This is a genomic window from Paraburkholderia sp. J11-2 (assembly GCF_905220185.1).
Classification (GTDB): domain Bacteria; phylum Pseudomonadota; class Gammaproteobacteria; order Burkholderiales; family Burkholderiaceae; genus Paraburkholderia.
Genome location: NZ_CAJMYY010000005.1, coordinates 158,001 through 180,233, shown reverse-complemented (window position 1 = coordinate 180,233; position 22,233 = coordinate 158,001). Strand labels below are relative to the sequence as shown.

Below are 22,233 nucleotides of genomic sequence, written 5' to 3'. Positions count from 1 at the left end.
TCACCTGGGATGGCGCGATGTGAACTGTGGCTGGCGCTGGCGGTTTGAACGGCTTTCTTTGCCTACTTTCTTTGCCGCTGCAAAGAAAGTAGGTGCCGCCCCGCACAGGGGCAACGCTGGCATACCGCCACGAAAACAAGGAAAGCCCAAAGAGAAACACCAAACCGCCTGGCCACACGGCGACCTAAAGCTAAGGATAATCCTGCATGGCAAGCCAATGCCGAATCATCCGCGCCTGATCCGCATCGAGCGACTTGAGCACCTGCTCGGCGGGCTCCCGCCGCAACGCCTCAACAACAGGCGCAAGCGCAGCGTCGCACAGATGCCAGATGCCAAGCGGCTGGTCCGGGCTCGCGACCACATCCGCTTCGGCAATCATGCCGCCGTCGATCACGGGCGCGCGTCCCACGTTCAACTCGTTGAAATCGGCGCTCACACGAGCAGGCCGGTCGTCGGGCCACGCGCTACGCGTTTGCCAGAAGGGCTGCGTGGTCCAGCGCTGTTCGAGCGCATACACATCGCGCCCGGTGCGCGCGAAGCGCATGAACAACTGCTCAATGCGCTGCTGGTGAAAGCGCAGCGCGAGCGGCGCGCGCTCGGGCCGCGCGAGCAGCGTGTGAATCACGGCGGGCGCCTGCAACGCTGAGGTGAGCGACTGGAACACGCCATTGCCCGCAAGCGGATCGACGGCCATGGCGGCGTCGCCCACGCGCAGCCAGTTGTGGCCGCCGGTACGGCCGCACAGCGTGGCGGTGCTGCTGCGCGCATAGAGGCGCGCGTCGTTCGCTGCGTCGCCTGCGAAGAAGTCGCTGGCAAGCGGCGAGTGCCGCATGCGCTCGCAGAACGCGAGCAGTTCATCGCGCTGCGGCAGCTCGGGGTTCGTGACGTCCAGCGTCAATTGCCAGTAGCAGCGGCCGTTGCCGAGGCGCGCCATCCACGCCCACCCGGCCGGCAGGCTTTCCACCGCAGTGGCCGCCGCGCCCGCGCAGCCCTTCCATACGTTCAGCAGGCTCACGGTTTGCGGGCCGCGCGTGGCGTCGCGCAAGAGCGGTGCGAGGCGGCCACGCGCTTCGACAAGAAAATCCGCGCGCAACGTGAGCGGTCCGTCAGCGGTTTCGATCATGAGGTCGTGCCCCGCGGAAGTGGACTGCAGCGAACGCACATTCGCCTCGATCACGTCCACGCCCGCGCCGCGCACGTCCTCGCGCAAGGCCGCATCGAACACACGCCGGTCGACGAGGAATTCCGCGTCGAGCGTTTGCAGCACGCCGTTCCAGAGTGTGGTGCGCACGCAGGGTCCCTCGCCGCGACTGGCTGCGCGATGCAGGCCCGCACGGCGCAGCGCTTCGATCGCGCGTGCCGATAGGGCTTCGGCAGCATCGAAGCGACGCCAGTCGCTCACCACCTGCACGCGATAGCCGAGCCCCACAAGCGCGCGCGCAACGGCTGACCCTGCTGGCCCCGCGCCGAGCACGACGATGCTGGCGGCATTCATGACGCACTGGCTCGCGAATAGTCACACGCGGACACACTCGCGAACAGGATGGGCGTGGCGGCATGAAGGGGAGGGAAGTAACCGTGCATGCTGTCCCCCGTGAATCATGGCGCATCGCTTCGCGACCCCTGCGCTGCGCTCAAAATGAGTGAGACCTAATCTGGCATAGATGCCGCGATAAAGCTATCCGGTCAAAGGAGGATTTCAGTAGCGGAAATCCCGCATTCGCATGCGCCATGCGTATGAACGATCGTGCGCTGTAATTGCTTTGCGAATAGGCGATGCGTGCCGGATAACGCCATGCATCGATCATCTGTATTCCTCACAAGGATGCTACGCGGCAAAGCGGGGACAGGGCGTGGCGCCGTTAACGAGGTGCGCGTTGAGAAGGGCTTGGAGGAACGCCATTGCGCCATTCGCTCCAATGCGCGACGATGGTCTGCACGAGCGGATGGCCCGCGCGATAGAGGTTTTCCAACGCGGGTGCGAAGCCACCCTGGCTTGCATAGTTCAGTAGATTTGCCGCATTCGATTCACCCGCATACGGACGATCGAAATCCGAGCCTGCGCGCAGCACGGCTACGCGATCGAGGTCCACGCGTTGCGCACGCGCTGCGCGCCTGAGTGCTTCGAACGTGGCGTTGTCCTCCTGCTGCGTCATGCAGTACACGCCTTGTCCGCCGGTCAATTGACGCGTGAACTCGCTTGCCCTCGCGCCGAGCGCCTTGCCCGACCACCAGGTGTCGTCGGCGACCGAATCGCAGCGGATCACGGTGGGCGGCCGGTTCGCGGGTGCATAAGCATATTTCGCGCGCGCGGCCTGAGCCTGCGCGTTATCGGCGAGCGTCACGTCGTGCGAGATGGCCCAGGCGGCCTCGGTCAGCCGCGGGTTCAGGCGGAACACCTCGGTGCGGTAGTCGAGCGCGGGCTTTTCGTCGGGACTTTTCGTATTGATGCCGAGATACCCGGTGCGCCAGTTGCGCGGGCGGCCGTCGCCGTCTATTTCCCACTGCAGGCCGAAATCGACGAGCCAGTCCGACCAGGCCGCCGAGCCGATCGTGCCGTGCTCGGGGTTCACGCCCGCAATGCCCGCGATGAGAAAGTAAGTCTTGCGCAGGTCGAACTGAGGCGCAAAGGCGAGGGCCATGGTCGAGGCGGCAGCGTTCGCGTGGCCCATGCCGGTTGTCATCACGCATACGTCGTCGGTATTGCATTGCACCTTGGGATAGTCGGGCGAGAGGCCCGCGATCGTCACGGACTCCCAGGGACCGAGGCGCTCCAGCCATGTCTTCGCTTCGGGCGCGAACATCGTCACGATCATGACTTTCACGGCACGGCCGTGCGCGGTGGCGCCGCCCTGCGCGAAAGCCGCGGTTGGCGCAGAAAGCGTTCCTGCGTCCTGTTGCGTGGAAAGAGGCTGCAACGCGCAGGCAGCGAGCAACGGCGCGGCGCAGAGCAACGTGAGGCGGGTTCGCATTGTGCAAGTCCTTTGGGTTGTGTGCGTACCGGGCGAATGGTCAGGAAAATACGCTCGACTATGACAGTTCTGCGAAAGCACGGCGCCACGCGCGGCGCATTTTTGCCCGAAATTCCTATACTTCGACTAGCGCGCCCAGCAGGGGCCGCCGCGCCACGAAGCGACAGACGAAGCGACAAACCAGGCCACAAACCAAGCGATAAGCGAGGCGACAAGGCCGCGCGGCCCCCCGGCCCGCATGCGGCCGCCACGAGGAGGGAGACATGGGACATTCCGCATCCGCGGGGCACGCGCACGAGCGCCTTGGCGACTCCGGCCCGCATCGCCCGGCGCTTCCCGCGCTCGCTCTCGCCGCGCTCGGCGTGGTCTATGGCGACATCGGCACGAGCCCGCTCTACACGCTCGCCACCGTGTTCGATCCCGCCAACGGCCTCGCGGTCAATGCTTTCAATATCGTAGGCATCGTGTCGCTGATCTTCTGGTCGCTCATGATCGTCGTGTCGCTCAAGTACGTCGCGCTCATCCTGCGCGCGAACAATCACGGCGAGGGCGGCATCATGGCGCTGCTCGCGCTCGCGGCTTCCTCGGTCGCCTCGCGGCCGCATCTGCGTAACACGCTGCTCGTGATCGGCGTGATGGGCGCGGCGCTCTTCTTCGGCGACAGCGTGATCACGCCGGCCATCTCGGTGCTGAGCGCCGTGGAAGGCCTCGAAGTGGCCGAGCCCGCGCTCAAGACCTATGTGATTCCGGTGACGCTTGTGGCGATCGTCGTGCTGTTCCTCACGCAAAAGCACGGCACGGGCGGCATCGGCGCCGTGTTCGGCCCGGTCATGGTGCTCTGGTTCGCCGTGATCGCCGTGGCGGGCGTGGCCAACATCGCCTCAGCGCCGGCGGTGCTGTTCGCGCTCGATCCGCGCGAGGGCCTCGCGTTCTGTCTGCATCACCGCTGGCTCGCCTTTGTCGCGCTGGGCGCGGTCGTGCTCTCGCTCACGGGCGCCGAGGCGCTCTACGCCGACATGGGCCACTTCGGCAAGCAGCCTATTCGCCTCACGTGGTTCGGCATCGTGTTTCCTGCGCTCGCGCTCAATTATCTCGGGCAGGGCGCGCTGCTGCTGGCGAACCCCGGCGCGGTGCAAAGCCCGTTCTACCGGCTCTTTCCGCAATGGTCCATCGTGCCGATGATCGTGCTCGCCACGGTTGCCACCGTCATTGCCTCGCAGGCCGTTATTTCGGGTACCTATTCCATGGCGATGCAGGCCATGCAACTCTCCTTTCTGCCGCGCATGAACATCGTGCACACGTCCGAGCGCGAGATCGGGCAGATCTACGTGCCCGGTATCAACTGGATTCTGCTCGTGGCCGTAGTGGCGGCGGTGGTGGGGTTCCGTTCGTCCACGGCGCTCGGCTCCGCTTACGGCATTGCCGTGACCGGCACGATGCTCATCACGACGTTCCTCACTTTCTTCGTCGTGCGTTACGCGTGGCATTACAACTGGGCGCTGTGCCTGTTCGCCACGGCGTTCTTCTTCGTGATCGACGCCATGTTCTTCTCGGCCAACCTGCTCAAGATCGTGGACGGCGGCTGGTTCCCGCTCGTCATCGGCGCCCTGATGTTCACGATCATGGCGACCTGGGGAAAGGGCTGGGAAATGATGATGGCCGAGGCGCGCGTACGCGCCGGCAAGAAGCCCCTCAAGCCCTATCTTACGACGCTGCTGGAGAGCAACCCCGTGCGCGTGGGCGGCACGGCGATCTTTCTCACGCCGAATGCCAATGCCGTACCGCATGCGCTCGTCAACAATTTGCGGCACAACCGGGTGCTGCACGAACGCGTAGTATTCCTGAGCGTCGTGACAAAAGACGTGCCATGGGTGGCAGAAAGCGAACGCGTGAAGGTCGAGCTGCTTTGCCCGGGCTGCTATCACGTCGTCGTCAACTATGGGTTCAAGGACGAAGTGGACCTGCCATGCACGCTTGCCGCGTTCAAGTCCGCGGAGTTGACCTTCGATCTCGACGAAACGTCGTGGTTCCTGAGCCGCGCGGTGGTGGTGCCCAAGCGCGGCCATGGCATGTCGATCTGGCGTGAGCGTCTTTTCGCGGTGATGCTGCACAACGTCGGGAATATCGCGGCGTTCTTCAAGCTGCCGGCCAATCGCGTGATCGAGGTCGGCGCGCGCGTCGAGATCTAGGGCACGTTCGCGAGCTCGTTAGGCAGGTGAACGGGCCCTGGCGCCGTCCCGGCGCGTGCGCGGCGCTTACGGGTTTTCGGCGCGCGACGGTTGCGGTCCTGCCTGCGCGGCCTTGCGAGCCTTCGCCACGTCGGCGGCCGACACGGCCGGCGCGTGATTGCCCCAGCTCGAACGCACGAAGTTCAGCACGTCGGCGATATCGCGGTCGGTGAGGCGCTGCGCGAAGCCGGGCATCGCGTAGTGCGTGGGCGCGGCGTTCGTCCACGGCATCTGGCCGCCCTTGAGCACGATGCGGATCAGCGAGGCCGGATTGTCGCTGTTGACCACCGAGCTTCTGGCGAGCCTCGGGAACGTTGCGTCGTAGCCGGCGCCGGTCGTGCGATGGCAGGCCGCGCAGTTGTCGACGAACGTGAGCGCGCCGTTGCTGCGGTCCGTGCCGGCGCGCAAGGCGGCCGCGGCGCTCGGGTCGGGTCTGAGCGCGTCGCCGTTCGGATCGACGGGAGAGAGCGTCTTGAGGTAGGCCGCAATCGCGCCGAGGTCGGCGTCGCTCATGTACTGCGTGCTGTGCTGGACGACATCGACCATGCCGCCGAACGCTGCCGCATCGTCGGATCGTCCTTGCTTCAGAAACGTCACGATGTCGCTTTCGCTCCACGTGCCGAGGCCGTTCTTCGCGTCACCGCGCAGGTTTTTGGCGAGATAGCCGTCCACCACGCCGCCTGAGAGATAGACGTTCTTGTTGTCGCTCAGCGCCTGCTCCTGGAGGCCAAAACCGCGCGGTGTGTGGCACGCGCCGCAGTGTGCGAGTCCCTCGACCAGATAGCTTCCGCGCAGCGCGGGGTCTGCGCTGGCCGGCGCGTTGGCGGTCACCGGCGTGGGGGCGAACATCATGCGCCAGAAGCGCAACGGCCAGCGCATCGAGAGAGGCCAGGGAATGCCTTCTGCGCGATTGGCCTGCTCGACGGGCGCGACCGCATGCGTGAAGTACGCGTAAAGTGCCTCGATGTCTTCGGGCGTCGTTTTGGCGTACGACACATAAGGCATGGCGGGGTAGAGCGTCGTGCCGCTCCTGGCAATGCCGCGGCGCACCGCGCGATCGAAGTCGCGCAGTGTGTACTCGCCGATGCCGGTGCGCTTGTCGGGCGTGATGTTGGTCGAGTAGATCGTGCCGATGGGCGAGGCAATGCCGACACCGCCCGCGAACGGCTTGCCGCCCTTTGCCGTGTGGCAGGCCGTGCAGTCGGCCACGGTGGCGAGGTAGCGGCCCTTTTCGATCAACGCGGGGAGCGCCGCGTTGGCGCTGGCTTGCTGCGTGGCGGTGCGATCGTCCGCTAGCGCGTGCGAGAACCAGCCGGACAGCGCCAGTGCGGCCCATGCCAGCACGGCACGCGAGTATTTCGTCATCCTCATCAGGGGAATTCCTCCTTACGCCTGAACGAGCGGCGCGGGCTGCTTCAGGTACTGCTCGCGGATCGCTTTCGCCGCGTGATACGCGAGCGCCGCCACGAGGCCGGTCGGGTTATAGCCCATGTTCTGGGGAAACGCCGAAGCGCCCATCACGAACACGTTGTGCACGTCCCAGCTCTGCAGATACTTGTTGACCACGCTCGTTTGCGGAGATGCGCCCATGACGGCGCCGCCGGTCGTGTGTGTCGACTGATAGAGGCGCGTGTCGTAGTGGTCGCCGGGCTTGCGGATCGCGCGGTAATACGCGTCGTGCTTCATGGCCTTCGCCACCTCCTCCACGCGCGTGCCCACGTAGTCGAGCATGCGGTATTCGTTGTCGTGCCAGTCGAACGTCATGCGCAGGAGCGGCAGTCCGTGGGCGTCGCGGTAGGTCGGGTCGAGGTCGAGGTACGCGTCGCGGTACGGCATGACCGAGCCGGAAATGCCGATGCTCAGGAAGCGCTGATACGCATCGACCACGCCGGCCTTCCATTGGCCGCCCCAGGCGGGGGTGCCGGGCACGATGGAGGCCTGGCCAATCGGCCGGCCGCCCGTGCGCGCGTGGCGCACGCTCGCGCCGCCGAGAAAGCCCAGATGACCGTGGTCGAACTGGTCGCCGTTGAGGTCGTCGAGCGCCACCGCGCCCGCGCCCGAGCCGATGAACGGATTGAGCAGGGTTTCTTTGGGCAGCAGCACGTTGACGGCGCCGTTCATCTGGTACGCGTAGTTGCGGCCCACCACGCCTTGACCCGTCGTCGGGTCGTACGGCTTGCCTATGCCCGAGAGCAGCAGCAGGCGCACGTTGTGCATCTGGAACGCTGCGACGATCACGAGGTCGGCCGGTTGTTCGACCTCGCGGCCCTGTGCGTCGACGTAACTCACGCCCACGGCGCGCTCGCGGCTGCTGTCGAGCAGCACCTTCTTCACATACGAATTCGTGCGCAACTCGAAGTTCGGCTTCTTGAGCAAAGCCGGAAGAATGGTGGTCTGCGGCGAGGCCTTCGAGTACATGAAGCAGCCGAAGTCCTCGCAGTAGCCGCAGAAGTTGCACGGGCCGAGCCGCACGCCGTAGGGATTCGTATAGGCCTGCGAAGCGTTTGCGGCAGGCGCCGGGTACGGATTGAAGCCCGCCTCGCGCGCCGCCAGTTCGAACAGTTGCGCGCCGAGCGTGTTCTTGAGCGGCGGCGTTGGGTACTCGCTGCTGCGCGGGCCTTCGAGCGGATTGCCGCCGAACCGGATCTGCCCCTGGAGATTGCCGGCTTTGCCCGAGGTGCCGAACACTTTCTCCGCGAAATCGAAATGCGGTTCGAGTTCGTCGTAGGTCACGCCGAAGTCCTGCACCTGCATGCCTTCCGGGATGAAACGTTTGCCGTAGCGCGCTTCGTAGGTCGAACGCAGCTGCAGCTCTTCGGGCAGGACGCGGTAGTGCATGCCGTTCCAGTGGAAGCCCGCGCCGCCCACGCCGTTGCCGAGCAGAAAGGAACCATGCTGGCGGTAGGGCACCGCGAGATCGTTCACGCCGTGGCGAATCGTGACCGTTTCGCGCGAAAGGTCCTGAAACAGCTTGCCGCGCACGGCGTATTTGAGTTCGTCGGCGACCTGTGGATATTTCGCGTCGGTGGGCGTGTCGCGCATCGCGCCGCGTTCGAGCGCCACGACCTTCAGGCCGGCTTGCGTGAGTTCCTGGGCGAGAATCGCACCGGTCCAGCCGAACCCGACGATCACGCAATCAACCTTGTTCATTTTGATGGTCATCGATCAGCCTCTGCTTCCGTCGATAGATACCGGGCCATACGGGTACTTCACGCCCGGTTGGTCGATCCAGTCGGCAAAATCGGCGCGGGCGCCGGGAAAGCCGATCGTTTTCCAGCCCGCCATTTTTTTGTTTCCGCCATAAATGGGATCGGCGAAAAAGCCCTCTTTCGTGTTCGCGAGGAGAAAGCCGAAGAACGTGCTGGCTGGAACGGAGTCGAAGTGGGCTTTGCCGTGCTCCATGGTCTGGAGCACGGCCTCCTGTTCGGCGTTGCTCAGGGATACGAATGATTTGCCGCTGTAATGCTGGCGGCACCACGCGTCGCAGGCCTTGATGCCATGCCGGTACACGTCGCGCGGCGCGAGATTCAACTGGTAGCCGAGTTCCGGCGCTTCGCTCACGTGAAACGGCCCCTGCATGTACCAGAGCTTGCCGTGGCCCCATGGCGTTTCCATCTGGCGGTCGATGAATTCCGGCACGCCCGCTTCGAGCGCGCCTGGCCCCAGGTGGTCGGAAGGAATCAGGCGCTCGACGGCGGCTTGCAGAAAGCGCCATTCGTCTGCCGTGAAATAGTCGGGCTGGTAGGGCGGCGGCGCGGCGGCCGACGGCGCGGACGCCGGCTTGCAGGCGGACTGCGAGAGCGCGGCTCCCGTTGCAAGGGATGCGGTCGGCACGACTGCGAGCATGCGCCGCAGGAATTGGCGGCGCGGATCCTGTTCGGTGGACATAGGCTGTTCCCCTCGATTTGAGGTGAGCGATGGTAGGAGGAACAGATACGTCTTGTTTTCAGGATCGCGTTATCGAGATAAGGCCCTTTCGTTGAGAAAATGCGCTGTTTTTGCGGGACTTTTTGCGTACGCAAGGTCGGTTGCCAATGCGGGCGGTTCAGACTTGCGCTGTGGATGCAAGCGATTCGATTGATGCGTGACAAGTTCCCGTGGCTCCGCGCTTGTCGGGAAGCGGATCTCCTCGTGCAGACCTTCAGCGAAATGCAAAAGAATCAAAACGCAGAGAGCGGCGGCAAACCGAATGGAAATCGGCGTCAGGCTGTCGCGCTGACAGAAACTCAGGCGTAGGATGATCGGAATCGCATCGTAGTCATGTGGCAGCGAGCGGGTCGCTAGCGTGTCGCTGCATGACCGAAGGAGGGCATCATGAGACGCCTCTATTTCCTCGCTCCCGACACGACCACGGCGCAGCAGATCGTCGACGATCTGCTGCGCGCGCGCATCACGTGGCGTCATATTCATGTGCTCGCCAATCACAGCGTGGGCCTCGAGCGCTTGCCCGAGGCTTCGCTGCTGCAGCGCAGCGACATCGTGCACGCACTGGAGCGCGGCGTGATGTTCGGCGCTGCGACCGGCGCCGTCGTTGGCCTCGTGGCGCTGATGTTTCCGTTCGAGAACTTCGATATCACGGGCGGCGTGGTCGTTGCGTTGACGATTGCCGGCGCGATATTCGGCGCGTGGGCGGCCGGCATGATTGGCGTGGACGAGCCGAACACGACGCTGACGCGCTTTAACCGTCCGATCGAGGACGGTCAGTTGCTGGTCATGGCCGACGTGCCCGGCTCGCGCGAAGCCGAGATCGAGGCGAACATCGCCCAGCATGTGCCGCGCGCCGATGTGGAAGGCGCGGAAGCCACGACGCCGATCTTTCCCTGAATGCGCCGGACCGTAAGGCGTGATGCGGCTGCGGCGCGGGCCTGATCGCGTGCGCGCACCAATAATCGCGCCCCATTTATCGACGCTGACGCGCCATTTGAGGGCCGTACCGCTCACCGTTTGACAGCCGGGATTGCGCCGCGCTGCCCGCGCGCATTGCCCGCCGTATCGCCAGGCGACCGCCTGCGTCAAAGCCCGGCGCACCGCGCCGGACACGCCATTCCCCCGCCAAATCCCGCATTTTGACCGGCTTGCGCCCGCGACAAGGCAAAATACGGGTTTTGAGCCCGCGCCGGGCTCGAGTTTCCCCTGCCGGCCGCCTCCTTCCAGGCATCGATCGGGCCTCGTTGCGAGCCCGGCAGGTCGGCTCGCGTTGCCCGCGAGCCCTCAAGCGATATTGGAGTCGTCTACATGCCCGAATCGAATCTGTCTTTCTTCGGCCGCCTTTCGGTCGCGCTGGGATCCTTCTTCGCGATCCTCGGCGACGGCGAGCTTGCCGCCAACGTGCGCCGTCTGCGTGAAGGCGGGCTCGCACCCGCCGCGGCTGCCCCTGTGCCTGCCGCGGCTCCGGTCGCGAAGCCGGCGCCCGCGCCCGCACCCACCGTCATCAAGGAAGCGACGCCCGACGCCGCGTTGCAACTGCTCGGCCTGCTCCAGCGCAACGCGCGCTTCGTCGATTTCGTCGAGGAAGACATTGCCGGTTATGCCGATGCGGATATCGGCGCCGCCGCCCGCATCGTCCACGAAGGCTGCCGCGCCACGCTGCGCGACCACTTCTCGATCCGCCCGGTGCGCAGCGAGTCCGAAGGCTCGCGCGTGACGCTGCCGGCCGGCTTCGACGCCGCCGCCGTGCGCCTCACCGGCAACGTGGTCGGCGAGGCCCCGTTCAGCGGCAGCCTCACGCATCGCGGCTGGCGCGTCGAGGAAGTCAAGCTGCCGCAGCTCGTCAAGACGCACGACGCGCGCATCATCGCGCCGGCGGAGGTGGAGCTGTGAGCAATCCGCGCTATTCGATTGGGGTCGACCTGGGCACGACGCATTGCGCGTTGTCCTACGTCGACCTCGCCGCCAGCGATGGCGAAAAGACCCAGCAGGGCGTGCTGAACGTGACCCAGCTTACTGCGCCGGGCACGCTGGAATCGCCCGACCTGCTGCCTTCGTTTCTCTACTTGCCGCATGCGGGCGAGCTGACGCCGGGCGACCTCACGCTGCCGTGGACCACCACACGCGAGTACGCCGTGGGCGAGCTTGCGCGCAGCCGTGGCGCGGGCACGCCGATTCGCCTCGTGTCGAGCGCGAAGAGCTGGTTGTGCCACCCCGGCGTGGATCGCCGCGCGGCCATTCTGCCCAACGACGCGCCGCCTGAAGTCGCGCGTGTGTCGCCGCTCGAAAGCTCGGTGCGCTATCTCACGCACCTGCGCGAGGCATGGGACCACGCGCATCCCGAGGCGCCGTTTGGCGAGCAGGAGATCACCGTCACGATTCCGGCCTCGTTCGACCCCGCCGCGCGCGAACTGACGGCGGAAGCCGCGCAGGCGGCGGGCTACGCGAACATGACGCTGCTGGAGGAGCCGCAAGCCGCGCTCTATAGCTGGATCCAGAAGAGCGGCGGCGCGTGGCGCAAGGAAGTGAAGGTCGGCGACATCATCCTCGTGGTGGATGTGGGCGGCGGCACGACCGACCTTTCGCTGATCGCCGTGGTCGAGCGCGAAGGCAATCTCGAACTGCACCGCGTAGCCGTGGGCGAGCACATTCTGCTCGGCGGCGACAACATGGACCTCGCGCTCGCGCACGTGGTCGCGCGCAAGCTCGCGACCCAGGGCACGCAAGCGGACCCGTGGCAGCTGCGCGCGCTGACCTATGCGTGCCGCTCGGCGAAGGAAACGCTGCTCTCCGACGCCTCCGTCGATACGGTGCCGATCGTCGTGCCGAGCCGCGGCTCGAAGCTGATCGGCGGGTCGATCCGCACGGAACTCACGCGTGGCGAACTCACGCAGATCATCCTCGAAGGCTTCTTCCCGCAAGTGGACGCCGCCGCGCGCCCGGCTGTGCGTACGCGCGTGGGTCTCACGCAGCTTGGCCTGCCGTATGCGCAGGACGCGGGCGTGACGCGCCATCTCGCGGCCTTCCTCGGCCGCCAGGTGCAGGCGCTCGCGGAACTCGAAGGCTTTGGCGCGCCGCCTGCGGGCGCCACCTTCCTGCATCCCACCGCGGTGCTCTTCAACGGCGGCGTATTCAAGTCGCCGCTGCTCTCGCAACGCGTGCTCGATATCCTGGGCGGCTGGCTCGCGGCCGAGGGCGCTGCGCCCGCACGTCTGCTGGGCGGTGCGGATCTCGACCTCGCGGTGGCGCGCGGCGCAGCCTATTACGGCTATGTGAAGCGCGGCAAAGGCGTGCGCATTCGCGGCGGCACGGCGCGCGCGTACTACGTGGCGGTCGAATCGGCCATGCCGGCCGTGCCGGGGCTCGAGCCGCCGGTTTCGGCGCTCTGCGTCGCGCCCTTCGGCATGGAAGAGGGCACCGAGGCGGCGCTGCCGCCGCAGGAGTTCGGCCTCGTGGTGGGCGAGCCGGTGCACTTCCGTTTCTTCGGCTCTTCGGTGCGGCGTCATGATCAGGTCGGCACGATGCTCGACTACTGGTCGCCCGAAGAATTGCAGGAACTGGAGGAAATCCAGGCCACGCTGCCGACCGAAGGCCGCACGCCGGGCGAAGTCGTGCCCGTGAAGCTGCACGCGCGCGTGACCGAAGCGGGCACGCTGGAGCTCGAAGCGATGCCGAGCGGCACGAACGAGCGCTGGAAGGTCGAGTTCGACGTGCGTGGCGGAGCAGGCGACTGAGCCCGATGAAGCCATACGTCGTCGGCATCGACCTGGGGACGAGCAATACCGTCGTGGCGTACGTGGAGGCCGGCGGCGACGCGATCCGCGTGTTCGACGTCGAGCAGCTCACCGGCCTCGGAGAAGTGGGCGCGGAAAAGATGTTGCCTTCCGCGCGTTATCACCCGGCGGCGGGCGAACTTGCGGCTGGCGATTTGCGTTTGCCGTGGAGCGCGCCTTCGCAAAGCGATGAGGCCGTCGTCGGCCGCCTCGCGCGCACGCTCGGCGCGCAGGTGCCGGGGCGGCTCGTGGCGAGCGCGAAGAGCTGGCTCTCGCACGCGGCGGTGGACCGCCTCGCGCCGATCCTGCCGTGGGGCGCGCCCGACGACGTCGCCAAGGTTTCACCGGTTGCCGCGAGCGCGAGTTATCTCGCGCACGTGCGCGCCGCGTGGAACCATCGTTTCCCGCATGCGCCGCTCGAAGATCAGGACGTCGTGCTGACCGTGCCCGCGTCGTTCGACGACGGCGCGCGCGCGCTCACGCTCGAAGCGGCGCGGCTCGCCAGGCTGCCCGCGTTGCGTCTGCTCGAAGAACCGCAAGCCGCTTTCTACGACTGGCTGTATCACCATCGCGCGACGCTCGACGCGCAGCTGGGCGCCTCGCGCCTCGTGCTGGTGTGCGACGTGGGCGGCGGCACGACCGACCTCACGCTCATCAAGGTGCAGTTCGAGAACGGCGAGCCGCAGCTCACGCGCATTGGCGTGGGCAATCATCTGATGCTGGGCGGCGACAACATGGACCTCGCGCTCGCGCATCTGGCCGAGAGCCGGCTCGCGAACGCCCAGACGCGGTTGAGCGCGGCGAGCCTCTCGCAGCTCGTGGAACGCTGCCGAGTCGCGAAGGAGCAACTGCTCGACGCCAGCGCGCCCGAATCGGTGCCGATCACGCTGCTCGGCGCGGGCGCGCGGCTGGTGGGCGGCGCGCGCACCACGCAGCTTGGCCGCGAGGAAGTCGCGCAGATCGTGGTGGACGGCTTCTTTCCGATGGGCGCTGCCGGCGACCTGCCGCGCCGCTCGCGCGCGGCGATCGTCGAGTTCGGCTTGCCCTATGCCGCCGATCCGGCCATCACGCGCCATATCGCGGCGTTTTTGCAGCGCTTCGCCGCGCAGTCGCGCGAGGCGTTGGGTGCCGCGTCAGGCGCAGCCAGCGCAGAAAACCCTGCGCTGCCCATGCCCGACGCGCTGCTGCTCAACGGCGGCGTGTTCCGCGCTCGCGCGCTCGCGCAACGTCTGGCCGACACGCTCGGCGCCTGGCGCGGCGAGCCGCTGAACGTACTGCAGAACAATCAGCCCGACGTGGCCGTCGCGCGCGGCGCGGTCGCTTATGCGCTCGCGCGCGCGGGCCACGCGCCGCGCATTGGCGGCGGCTCGCCGCGCAGTTACTTCCTCGTGCTCGACCAAGGCGCGGGCGCCGATGCCGCACCGCGCGGCGTGTGCGTTCTCCCGCGCGGCACGGAAGAAGGCCACGAACTGCATCTGGACGACCGCACGTTCGCATTGCAGCTCGGCCAGCCGGTGCAGTTCCACCTCGCATCGACGGTGGCCGACACCGCGTGGCAGCCCGGCGAGTTGGCCGATCTGGCTGCGGGCGACTTCGTGCGCCTGCCGCCGCTCGCGACGGTGGTGCCCGCAGGCGGCGATGCGAAGGCGGCGCGCGAGCGCCCCGTCAAACTCACGACCGCGCTGACCGAAGTCGGCACGCTGGAGATGCACTGCATCGCCACCGACGACGCCTCGCAGCGCTGGCTGCTCGAATTCGCGCTGCGCCGCGCGGAGCACGAGAGTGGTGCGGGCACGGCGAACGGCGAGTCACGCCACGCGGGCCTCGACGACGCCATCGAAGCAATCGAACGCGTGTTCGGCGCACGCTCCGTCAAGGTCGACGCGAAGGAAGTGAAGCGCCTGCGCGCGCATCTCGAAGAGCGGCTCGGCCCGCGCCAGAACTGGGACGGCCCGCTGCTGCGCGAGCTGTTCGGCGCGCTCTGGGAGCGCGCGGGCAAGCGCCGGCGCTCCGCCGATCACGAACGCCTGTGGCTGAACCTCGCCGGCTTCAGCTTGCGGCCGGGCTTCGGCTATCCGCTCGACGAATGGCGCGTCGAACAGCTCTGGACGCTCTTCGACGACGGCATCCAGTTTGTCAACGAAGGCCAGGTGTGGTCGGAGTGGTGGACGCTCTGGCGGCGCGCGGCGGGCGGCTTGAACGAGGCGCAGCAGCACGAGGTGCTGGAGGCGATGACGTACCTCGAAGAGGCGGCCGGCTCGAAGCGCCACAAGCTGCCTTTCGACCCCGCGAAGCTGGCCCATGCGGACATGATCCGGCTCTATGCGTCGCTCGAGCAGATTGCGGCCGAGCGCAAGATCGAGATCGGCGAGCGGCTGTTGCAGCGGCTGCAGAAGCCCTCGGAGAATCATCAGACGTGGTGGGCCGTGGGCCGGATCGGCGCGCGCCAGCCGTTCTACGGCAGCGCGCACGGCGTGGTGCCGCCGGAAACCGCCGCGCTTTGGCTCGATGCGATCCTGGCGCTCGACTGGAAAAAGATCGAGCCGGCGATGTTCGCCGCGGCGCAGATCGCGCGCATGACGGGCGACCGTTCGCGCGACCTGCCGCCCGAACTGCGCGAGACGGTGGTGCGCCGCATGGAGTCGGCGAACGCGCCGCCCACGTGGGTGACGATGGTGCGCGAAGTCGTCGCGCTCGACACGGCGGACACGGGCCGGGTGTTCGGCGAGGCGCTGCCGGCGGGGTTGAAGCTGATCGCGGGCTGATTCCACACGCGCGACACCTGGCTTCTGCAAGAAGCGCCGCGCGCGTATGATCGAACGCCTGATTCCAACATGAACCACAGCGTGGTTGATCTGCCCATGAATTCTCCTGCCGATGCTTCCTCGCCGCGCACCTTGCGCGCGCTCTCGCCAATCGAGGCGCGTATCGTCGGCGTGCTGGTCGAAAAGCAGCACACGGTGCCCGACACCTATCCGCTTTCGCTCAACGCGCTCACGCTCGGCTGCAACCAGAAGACCGCGCGCACGCCGGTCATGAACGTGAGCGAAGCCGACGTGCTGGCCGCCATCGAAGACCTCAAGCTGCTGAGCCTCGTGTTCGAAGGCAGCAGCAGCCGCGTGCCGCGCTTCGAGCACAACCTGAACCGCGTGCTCGGCGTGCCGAGCCAGGCTGTGGCGCTCCTCACGGTCCTGCTGCTGCGCGGCGCGCAGACGGCGGCGGAATTGCGCCTGAACTCGTCGCGCCTGCACGGGTTCGCCGATGTGTCGTCGGTCGAAGGCTTCCTGGAAGAACTGGCCGAGCGCGAGCCGCCGCTCGTGGTGAAGCTGCCGCGCGCGCCGGGCGAGCGCGAAAGCCGCTGGATGCATTTGCTGTGCGGCGAAGTGAATACGGCAAGTTTTGCCGTTGCGGCAGCGAGCGCACCCGGGGCTCGCGAGGAAGGCGGCGAGAGCGTCTCGCTCGCGGACTTCGAGGCGGTGCGCGCCGAGCAGCAGCGTCTCGCCGACGAAGTCGCACGCCTGCAAGCGCTCGTGGCACGCATGGCCGCCGAACTGGGGATGTCGCTCGACTGAGCGCCGTCTCACCGCCTCACCGCCGCTACATGGACGCCGCCGCATCCACCGCCCAGCGCCTGCGCCAGGTGCGCGACCTGCCGTGCCCGCGCGGCTTGCCGCTCATCGGCAACCTCCATCAGCTGAATGCGCCGAGGCTCCATCGCGTGCTCGAACACTGGGCGCAGGAACTCGGCACGCCGTATCGCTTCCAGATCTGCGGCATGCCCGTCACGGTATGGAGCGACGCGGAGCTGAGCCAGAGCGTGATGCGCGAGCGTCCACACCGCTACCGGCGTTACGCGTCGCTCGAACCCGTGCTTGCCGAAATCGGCTGCAACGGCGTGTTCTCGGCCGAGGGCGCGGCGTGGCAGCCACAGCGGCGGCTCGTGATGCAGGCGCTTTCCGTTCCGCACATTCGCGCCTTCTATCCCACACTGCAAGCCATCACGGCGCGGTTGCACGACCGTTGGCGGCGCGCGGCCGAACGAGGCGACGTGGTCGAGATGACCGATGACCTCAAGCGCTACACGGTGGACGTGACGAGCGCGCTCGCGTTCGGCGAGAACCCGCGCACGCTCGAACAGGAGCGCGGCGTGATCCAGGAGCATCTCGCGCAGATCTTCCCGACGCTCATGCATCGCGTGAACGCGCCGTTTCCGTACTGGCGCTACGTGCGCTTGCCGCGCGACCGCCGCACGGACCGGGCGCTGGCCGAAGTGCATCGCACGATACGCGGCATGATGGCGCGCTCGCGCGAGCGCATGCGCGACGAGCCGTCCTCAATCGACCGTGCGCCGCGCCATCTGCTCGAAGCGATGCTTGCGCTGCGCGAGCAGCCAGACTCGGAGCCGGGCTCCGACGTGACCGACGACATCATCGCCGCCAACGTGCTCACGCTCTTGCTGGCAGGCGAGGACACCACGGCCAACGCGCTGGCATGGTCGCTCTACTATCTAGGCGCCGACGAACCGCTGCAGCAGCGCCTCGCCGGCGAGGCGCGCGCGGTGCTGGGCGCACACGATGTGTGTCCGGACTATGGCCTCGTGAAGGACCTCGACCTGTTCGAAGCCGTGTGCAGCGAAACGCTGCGCTTTCGCCCCGTGGCCGCGATCATGGCGTTCGAGCCCGTCGAGAACGTGGAGGTGGGCGGCGTCGCGCTGCCCGCCGGTTCGAAGATGTTCTTCCTCACCCGGCCGCCCATGCTCGACGCGCGCCACTACGCACAGCCCGGGCGCTTCGATCCCGACCGATGGCTGCGCGGCCATGCGGGTGCCGATGCCGATGCCCGCGTGCACGATCCGCGCGCATGGGTGCAGTTCGGCGCGGGGCCGCGTGTGTGTCCGGGGCGGCATCTCGCCGCCATGGAAATGCGGCTCGTGCTCTCCATGCTGACCAACCACTTCAAGGTGAGGCTCGCCGTCGATCCCGCGACGATCGAGGAGATCACGGCGTTCGCGATGGTGCCGAACCGCATGCCGGTGCGGCTGGAATGGCGTACGGACGCTAAGGCAGGTTCTCGCGCAGCACGATGCTGAACTGAATCGGCTTCACCGCGTCGAGCGCGTCGCGTTTGGCGGCGACATTGCGAAAGATCTTCAGACAGTTGCCCACCATCGACTGCGGCGTTTGCGTGATGAGCGCGTCCATGGTGCCGTCGATCAGCAGTGCGCGCGTGTCGGGCGTGAGGCCGTGCCCGATGAACAGGATCTTTTGCTCGGACTTCGCCTCGACGATCGCGCGGCCCACGCCGTCCGAGCCGCCGCCGCTGTTGTAGATGCCCGCGAGATCGGGGTGCTGTTCGAGCAGCCGCCGCGTTTGCTCGTAGTTGCGCTCGCTGTCGTCCTGGCCTTCGCGCAGGCCGATCACGCTCAACTGGGGAAACATCGATTCGACGAGATGCAGAAAACCGATCTCCCGTTCCTCATGGCCGCGATAGTTGAGGCTGCCCGCGATCATCGCGATCTTGCCGCTTGGGCGCGGGCCCATGAAGCGGCCGAGCAGCAAACCCGCCGTGCGTCCCGCCGACCGATTGTCGATCCCCACGTAGGCCAGGCGGCGTGCGTTGGAAAGATCGGAAATGAGGGTGATGGCGGGCACGCCCTGGTCGGCAAGCGTGTTCACGGCGTCGCGCACCACGGGATGCTCCAGCGCCATGAATACCACGCCGTCCGAGCGCTGCCCGGCTTGCAGCAGTCGCAGCGCAAGCTCGGTCGGGTTGAAGCTCTCGACATACTGCACGCGGCACTTCATGCCGAGCGCGCTCCATTGCTCGTGAGCGAATTCGATATAGTCGCCGAGCATGCGCAGGTAGCGGTTCGTGCCCGCGGGCAGCAGGAAGGCGATGCGCAGCGGCCGGGCGGACGGCGCTTCGGGCGCGTCCTGCGCGAGCACGTAGCCGAGTTGAGCGGCGGCCTGCAGCACGCGCTGCGCGGTAGCGGCGCGCACGCCCTCGCGGCCGTTGAGCACGCGGTCGACCGTGGCGGTCGAGACGCGCGCCGCCCGCGCCACGTCGGGTATGCGCGCACGTGCCGCGAGCGGCGAAATCGTTTCTGACATGACGTCGTTCCGATCGGAAATCAATCAAAAACCATCAGTTGCGCGGTTTGACAGCGTTTCTTGCGCCACATAGTCTTGCAGCTATCGCGCCGCTGCACATGACGATGATAGGGCAAAGCGAAGCGCGGATGGAATGATGGTTTTTGATGGACTTTGCAAGGCCATCATCTACACGACAATAGTGTTTGGAGACACGTCATGACCAACCAGGTGAGGCGCGCGTTGCTGTGTGCCGCCGCCGCGGCGCCGGTGGCCGGCGCACTCGGCTTTCCCGCCATCGTCCGCGCCGCTTCGGCGCCCGAATTCGTCTTCAAGTACGGCAATAACCTGCCGCTCACACATCCGCTCAATATTCGCGCGCAGGAAGCGGCGAATCAGGTGAAGGACGCGTCGAAGGGGCGCATGGAGATCCGCATCTTCCCGAACAACCAGCTTGGCGGCGACACCGACATGCTCGCGCAGGTGCGCAGCGGCGGCATCGAAATGTTCACGCCGTCGTCGCTGGTGGTTTCGACGCTCGCGCCCGCGGTGGCGATCAATGCCGTTGGCTTCGCGTTCAGCGACTACGACCAGGTATGGAAGGCGATGGACGGCTCGCTTGGCGCGTTCGCTCGCGACGCGATGCGCCGCGCCGGCCTCGAATCGTTCGAGAAAATGTGGGACAACGGCTTTCGTCAGACCACCACGAGCAGCGGCCCGATCACGAGCGCGCAGAGCATGAAGGGGCTCAAGATCCGCGTGCCGGTGAGCCCGCTTTCCATCGACATGTTCAAGGGACTCGGCGCCGCGCCTACAAGTCTTCAGTTCAGCGAAGTGTATTCGTCGCTGCAGACGCATATCGTCGATGCACAGGAAAACCCGTTGCCCATCGTGCAGGTCGCCAAACTGTACGAAGTCCAGAAGTATTGCTCGCTGACCAATCACATCTGGGACGGCTACTGGTTCGTGCTCAACCCGCGCGCCTGGCAGCGCTTGCCGAAGGACCTGCAAGGCGTGGCGAGCGACGCTTTCAACCAGGCGGCGATCAGGCAGCGCCAGGATGTGGCGAAGCTCAATGGCGCCGCAGTGGCCGACCTCAAGAGCAAGGGGCTCGCGATCAATCAGCCCGCGCCCGAGACGTTCCGCACGGCGTTGCGCCAGGCGGGCTTCTACGCGCAGTGGCAGAGCCGCTTCGGCAATCAGGCGTGGGACCTGCTCGAGCAGACCGTGGGCAAGCTCGCCTGAGAGTGCGGTGGTGAAACGATTGAGCCGCGAAACGGCGCGAGGACCCAGCATCATGACCGATCAGGCATTGCACCCGGCCGAAGCCGACGCGATGGAGGCCGCCAGTGCGAGCGCTTCGAAGAGCGCATGGCGGCGCGCGCTGCGCGTGTTCGACCGCGCGCTCGTCACGCTCGTGGAGGTGTGCGCGGCAGCGCTTCTCGCCGTGGAGATCGTAGTGCTGCTTGCCGGCGTGATCTCGCGCTACGCCTTTCACGCGCCCTTCGTCTGGTCTGACGAACTCACCGGCATTCTGTTCATGTGGCTTGCCATGCTGGGCGCGGTGCTCGCGCTGCGACGCGGCGAGCATATGCGCATGACGGCGTTCGTCGGACGTCTGTCGCCGCGTTCTCGCGCGTTCGTCGATACCTTCGCGATTTGCGCCTCGATCGCGTTTCTCGCGCTGCTGCTGCAACCGGCATACGATTTTGCCTCGGGCGAGGTGCCCATCCTGACCCCGGCACTGCAGATCAGCGACGCCTGGCGCGCTGCCGCGCTGCCCATCGGCACTGCGCTCATGCTGATCGTCGGGTTGCTTCGGCTTGCGCAGGTGGGCCGAGCGCGCGACGTGCTGGCGATGCTGGCGCTCGCCGTCGCGATTGGCGTGCTGGCGGTGCAGGCCGGTCCCTGGCTGCAGTCGCTCGGCAAGCTCAACCTCGTCATCTTTTTCGTGGGCGTGGTGGCGATCGGCATCTTTTCCGGCGTGCCGATCGGCTTTTCGTTCGCGCTCGCGACCTTTGGCTACCTGAGCCTCACGACGTTCACGCCGATGGAAGTGATGGTCGGCCGCATGGACGAAGGCATGTCGCATCTCGTGCTGCTCGCCGTGCCGCTCTTCGTGTTTCTGGGGCTGTTGATCGAAATGACGGGCATGGCGCGAGCGATGATCGAATTTCTCGCGGGGCTGGTCGGGCATTTGCATGGCGGCCTCTCGTACGTGCTGATCGGCGCGATGTATCTGGTGTCGGGCATTTCCGGTTCGAAGGTCGCGGATATGGCCGCCATCGCCCCGGTGCTCTTTCCCGAGATGAAAAAGCGCGGCGCAAACGAGGGCGATCTCGTTGCGCTGCTCGCCACCACGGGCGCACAGAGCGAGACGATTCCGCCGAGCATCGTGCTCATCACGATCGGCTCGGTCACGGGGTTGTCGATCTCGGCGCTTTTCACGGCGGGCATGCTGCCCGCGGCGTTGCTCGCCGTGATCCTGTGCACCGTGGTGTGGTGGCGCTATCGCAAGGAGGACTTGAGCGGCGCGCAGCGTTTCTCGCGCCGCGAGATTGGCCGCATGCTCGTGATCGCCGCGCCCGCGCTCGCGCTGCCGTTCGTGATTCGCGCCGCCGTGGTCGAAGGCGTGGCGACCGCGACCGAAGTGTCGACCATCGGCATCGCGTACACGATGGTGATCGGCCTCTTGGTCTACCGGCGCTTCGAATGGCGGCGGCTCGGCCGCATGCTGGTGGACGCCGCCACGCTTTCGGGCGCAATCCTCTTCATCATTGGCTGTGCGACAGCGATGGCCTGGGCGCTCACGCAATCGGGCTTCTCACAGGATCTCGCGCAACTGATGAGGGCGATGCCCGGCGGATCGTATGGATTCCTTGCGGTTTCGATTCTTGTGTTCGCACTGCTCGGCAGCGTGCTCGAAGGCATTCCGGCCATCGTGCTGTTCGGGCCGCTGCTGTTTCCGATTGCGCGCACGGCGGGCGTGAGCGAGATCCACTACGCCATCGTCGTGATTCTCTCGATGGGGCTCGGGCTCTTTTCGCCGCCGTTCGGCGTGGGCTACTACTCGGCGTGCGCCATCAGCAAGGTCAATCCCGATGCCGGCATCAAACCGATTGTGGGCTATATGTGCGCGCTATTCGTGGGTCTCGTGCTGATCGCCGCCATTCCCTGGATTTCCACCGGCTTTCTCTAACCCAACCGTTGCGGGCTGTTGTCGAAGGTGTCGTGCATGCAAGTG

At 66.5% G+C, this 22,233-nt stretch carries 15 protein-coding genes; 9 read left to right on the top strand and 6 right to left on the bottom strand.

The features are described from left to right. Nucleotides 1–190: 190 nt before the first annotated feature. Both U5A57_RS09305 and U5A57_RS09300 read right to left on the bottom strand, forming a co-directional pair. A complete protein-coding gene (locus U5A57_RS09305) occupies nucleotides 191–1,495 on the bottom strand; it encodes an NAD(P)/FAD-dependent oxidoreductase (RefSeq protein ID WP_321910133.1) in 1,305 nt (434 codons plus the stop codon). A 367-nt stretch (nucleotides 1,496–1,862) separates the two neighbouring features. Beyond that, nucleotides 1,863–2,972: a purine nucleoside permease gene (locus U5A57_RS09300; protein WP_321910132.1), complete on the bottom strand. Its 1,110-nt coding sequence runs from the start codon at nucleotides 2,970–2,972 to the stop codon at nucleotides 1,863–1,865. 263 nt (nucleotides 2,973–3,235) lie between these two features. On the opposite strand from U5A57_RS09300, the gene U5A57_RS09295 reads away from it, so the two are divergent. Next, the gene (locus tag U5A57_RS09295) at nucleotides 3,236–5,161 is read left to right on the top strand and encodes a potassium transporter Kup (RefSeq protein ID WP_321910130.1); all 1,926 of its coding nucleotides are present in this window, start codon (nucleotides 3,236–3,238) and stop codon (nucleotides 5,159–5,161) included. A 66-nt stretch (nucleotides 5,162–5,227) separates the two neighbouring features. Here the strand turns inward: U5A57_RS09295 and U5A57_RS09290 are convergent, their stop codons facing one another. The 3 genes from U5A57_RS09290 to U5A57_RS09280 are packed head-to-tail and all read right to left on the bottom strand — an operon-like array spanning nucleotide 5,228 to nucleotide 9,088. Then, on the bottom strand, nucleotides 5,228–6,565 hold the full coding sequence (locus U5A57_RS09290; RefSeq protein ID WP_321910413.1) for a cytochrome c: 1,338 nt from the start codon (nucleotides 6,563–6,565) through the stop codon (nucleotides 5,228–5,230). Between the two features lie 21 nt (nucleotides 6,566–6,586). Then, nucleotides 6,587–8,362: a GMC family oxidoreductase gene (locus U5A57_RS09285; protein WP_321910128.1), complete on the bottom strand. Its 1,776-nt coding sequence runs from the start codon at nucleotides 8,360–8,362 to the stop codon at nucleotides 6,587–6,589. A 3-nt stretch (nucleotides 8,363–8,365) separates the two neighbouring features. Continuing rightward, nucleotides 8,366–9,088, bottom strand: a complete 723-nt coding sequence (locus U5A57_RS09280) for a gluconate 2-dehydrogenase subunit 3 family protein (protein ID WP_321910127.1) — start codon at nucleotides 9,086–9,088, stop codon at nucleotides 8,366–8,368. A gap of 426 nt (nucleotides 9,089–9,514) precedes the next feature. On the opposite strand from U5A57_RS09280, the gene U5A57_RS09275 reads away from it, so the two are divergent. The 6 genes from U5A57_RS09275 (at nucleotide 9,515) to U5A57_RS09250 (ending at nucleotide 17,989) form a co-directional block, all read left to right on the top strand. Continuing rightward, the gene (locus tag U5A57_RS09275) at nucleotides 9,515–10,024 is read left to right on the top strand and encodes a DUF1269 domain-containing protein (RefSeq protein WP_321910125.1); all 510 of its coding nucleotides are present in this window, start codon (nucleotides 9,515–9,517) and stop codon (nucleotides 10,022–10,024) included. Between the two features lie 411 nt (nucleotides 10,025–10,435). Next, nucleotides 10,436–11,020, top strand: coding sequence for a DUF2760 domain-containing protein (locus tag U5A57_RS09270; protein WP_321910124.1), 585 nt, complete (start codon nucleotides 10,436–10,438; stop codon nucleotides 11,018–11,020). Continuing rightward, the gene (locus U5A57_RS09265) at nucleotides 11,017–12,861 is read left to right on the top strand and encodes an Hsp70 family protein (protein ID WP_321910121.1); all 1,845 of its coding nucleotides are present in this window, start codon (nucleotides 11,017–11,019) and stop codon (nucleotides 12,859–12,861) included. The genes U5A57_RS09270 and U5A57_RS09265 overlap by 4 nt, the downstream gene beginning before the upstream one ends. A gap of 5 nt (nucleotides 12,862–12,866) precedes the next feature. Further along, nucleotides 12,867–15,665 (top strand): Hsp70 family protein, encoded by a 2,799-nt coding sequence (locus U5A57_RS09260; protein ID WP_321910119.1) that lies wholly within the window; start codon nucleotides 12,867–12,869, stop codon nucleotides 15,663–15,665. Nucleotides 15,666–15,761: 96 nt separating this feature from the next. Beyond that, on the top strand, nucleotides 15,762–16,472 hold the full coding sequence (locus tag U5A57_RS09255; protein ID WP_321910117.1) for a YceH family protein: 711 nt from the start codon (nucleotides 15,762–15,764) through the stop codon (nucleotides 16,470–16,472). Between the two features lie 29 nt (nucleotides 16,473–16,501). Beyond that, nucleotides 16,502–17,989 (top strand): cytochrome P450, encoded by a 1,488-nt coding sequence (locus U5A57_RS09250; RefSeq protein WP_321910115.1) that lies wholly within the window; start codon nucleotides 16,502–16,504, stop codon nucleotides 17,987–17,989. On the opposite strand, the gene U5A57_RS09245 is transcribed toward U5A57_RS09250, so the two are convergent. Then, on the bottom strand, nucleotides 17,958–19,010 hold the full coding sequence (locus U5A57_RS09245) for a LacI family DNA-binding transcriptional regulator (RefSeq protein ID WP_321910113.1): 1,053 nt from the start codon (nucleotides 19,008–19,010) through the stop codon (nucleotides 17,958–17,960). The genes U5A57_RS09250 and U5A57_RS09245 overlap by 32 nt on opposite strands. A 198-nt stretch (nucleotides 19,011–19,208) precedes the next feature. Here U5A57_RS09245 and U5A57_RS09240 point away from each other — a divergent pair, with 198 nt between their 5' ends. Both U5A57_RS09240 and U5A57_RS09235 read left to right on the top strand, forming a co-directional pair. Then, nucleotides 19,209–20,234 (top strand): TRAP transporter substrate-binding protein, encoded by a 1,026-nt coding sequence (locus U5A57_RS09240; RefSeq protein WP_321910110.1) that lies wholly within the window; start codon nucleotides 19,209–19,211, stop codon nucleotides 20,232–20,234. A 52-nt stretch (nucleotides 20,235–20,286) separates the two neighbouring features. Further along, entirely contained in the window at nucleotides 20,287–22,188 is a 1,902-nt protein-coding gene (locus U5A57_RS09235; protein ID WP_321910108.1) for a TRAP transporter large permease subunit, read from the top strand. The last annotated feature ends 45 nt before the right edge of the window (nucleotides 22,189–22,233 follow it).

Bases quoted from the DNA above. Each gene is read 5' to 3' on its own strand.
- U5A57_RS09305 (WP_321910133.1), bottom strand. From the start codon at position 1,495: ATGAATGCCGCCAGCATCGTCGTGCTCGGCGCGGGGCCAGCAGGGTCA.
- U5A57_RS09300 (WP_321910132.1), bottom strand. From the start codon at position 2,972: ATGCGAACCCGCCTCACGTTGCTCTGCGCCGCGCCGTTGCTCGCTGCC.
- U5A57_RS09295 (WP_321910130.1), top strand. From the start codon at position 3,236: ATGGGACATTCCGCATCCGCGGGGCACGCGCACGAGCGCCTTGGCGAC.
- U5A57_RS09290 (WP_321910413.1), bottom strand. From the start codon at position 6,565: ATGACGAAATACTCGCGTGCCGTGCTGGCATGGGCCGCACTGGCGCTG.
- U5A57_RS09285 (WP_321910128.1), bottom strand. From the start codon at position 8,362: ATGACCATCAAAATGAACAAGGTTGATTGCGTGATCGTCGGGTTCGGC.
- U5A57_RS09280 (WP_321910127.1), bottom strand. From the start codon at position 9,088: ATGTCCACCGAACAGGATCCGCGCCGCCAATTCCTGCGGCGCATGCTC.
- U5A57_RS09275 (WP_321910125.1), top strand. From the start codon at position 9,515: ATGAGACGCCTCTATTTCCTCGCTCCCGACACGACCACGGCGCAGCAG.
- U5A57_RS09270 (WP_321910124.1), top strand. From the start codon at position 10,436: ATGCCCGAATCGAATCTGTCTTTCTTCGGCCGCCTTTCGGTCGCGCTG.
- U5A57_RS09260 (WP_321910119.1), top strand. From the start codon at position 12,867: ATGAAGCCATACGTCGTCGGCATCGACCTGGGGACGAGCAATACCGTC.
- U5A57_RS09255 (WP_321910117.1), top strand. From the start codon at position 15,762: ATGAATTCTCCTGCCGATGCTTCCTCGCCGCGCACCTTGCGCGCGCTC.
- U5A57_RS09250 (WP_321910115.1), top strand. From the start codon at position 16,502: ATGGACGCCGCCGCATCCACCGCCCAGCGCCTGCGCCAGGTGCGCGAC.
- U5A57_RS09245 (WP_321910113.1), bottom strand. From the start codon at position 19,010: ATGTCAGAAACGATTTCGCCGCTCGCGGCACGTGCGCGCATACCCGAC.
- U5A57_RS09240 (WP_321910110.1), top strand. From the start codon at position 19,209: ATGACCAACCAGGTGAGGCGCGCGTTGCTGTGTGCCGCCGCCGCGGCG.
- U5A57_RS09235 (WP_321910108.1), top strand. From the start codon at position 20,287: ATGACCGATCAGGCATTGCACCCGGCCGAAGCCGACGCGATGGAGGCC.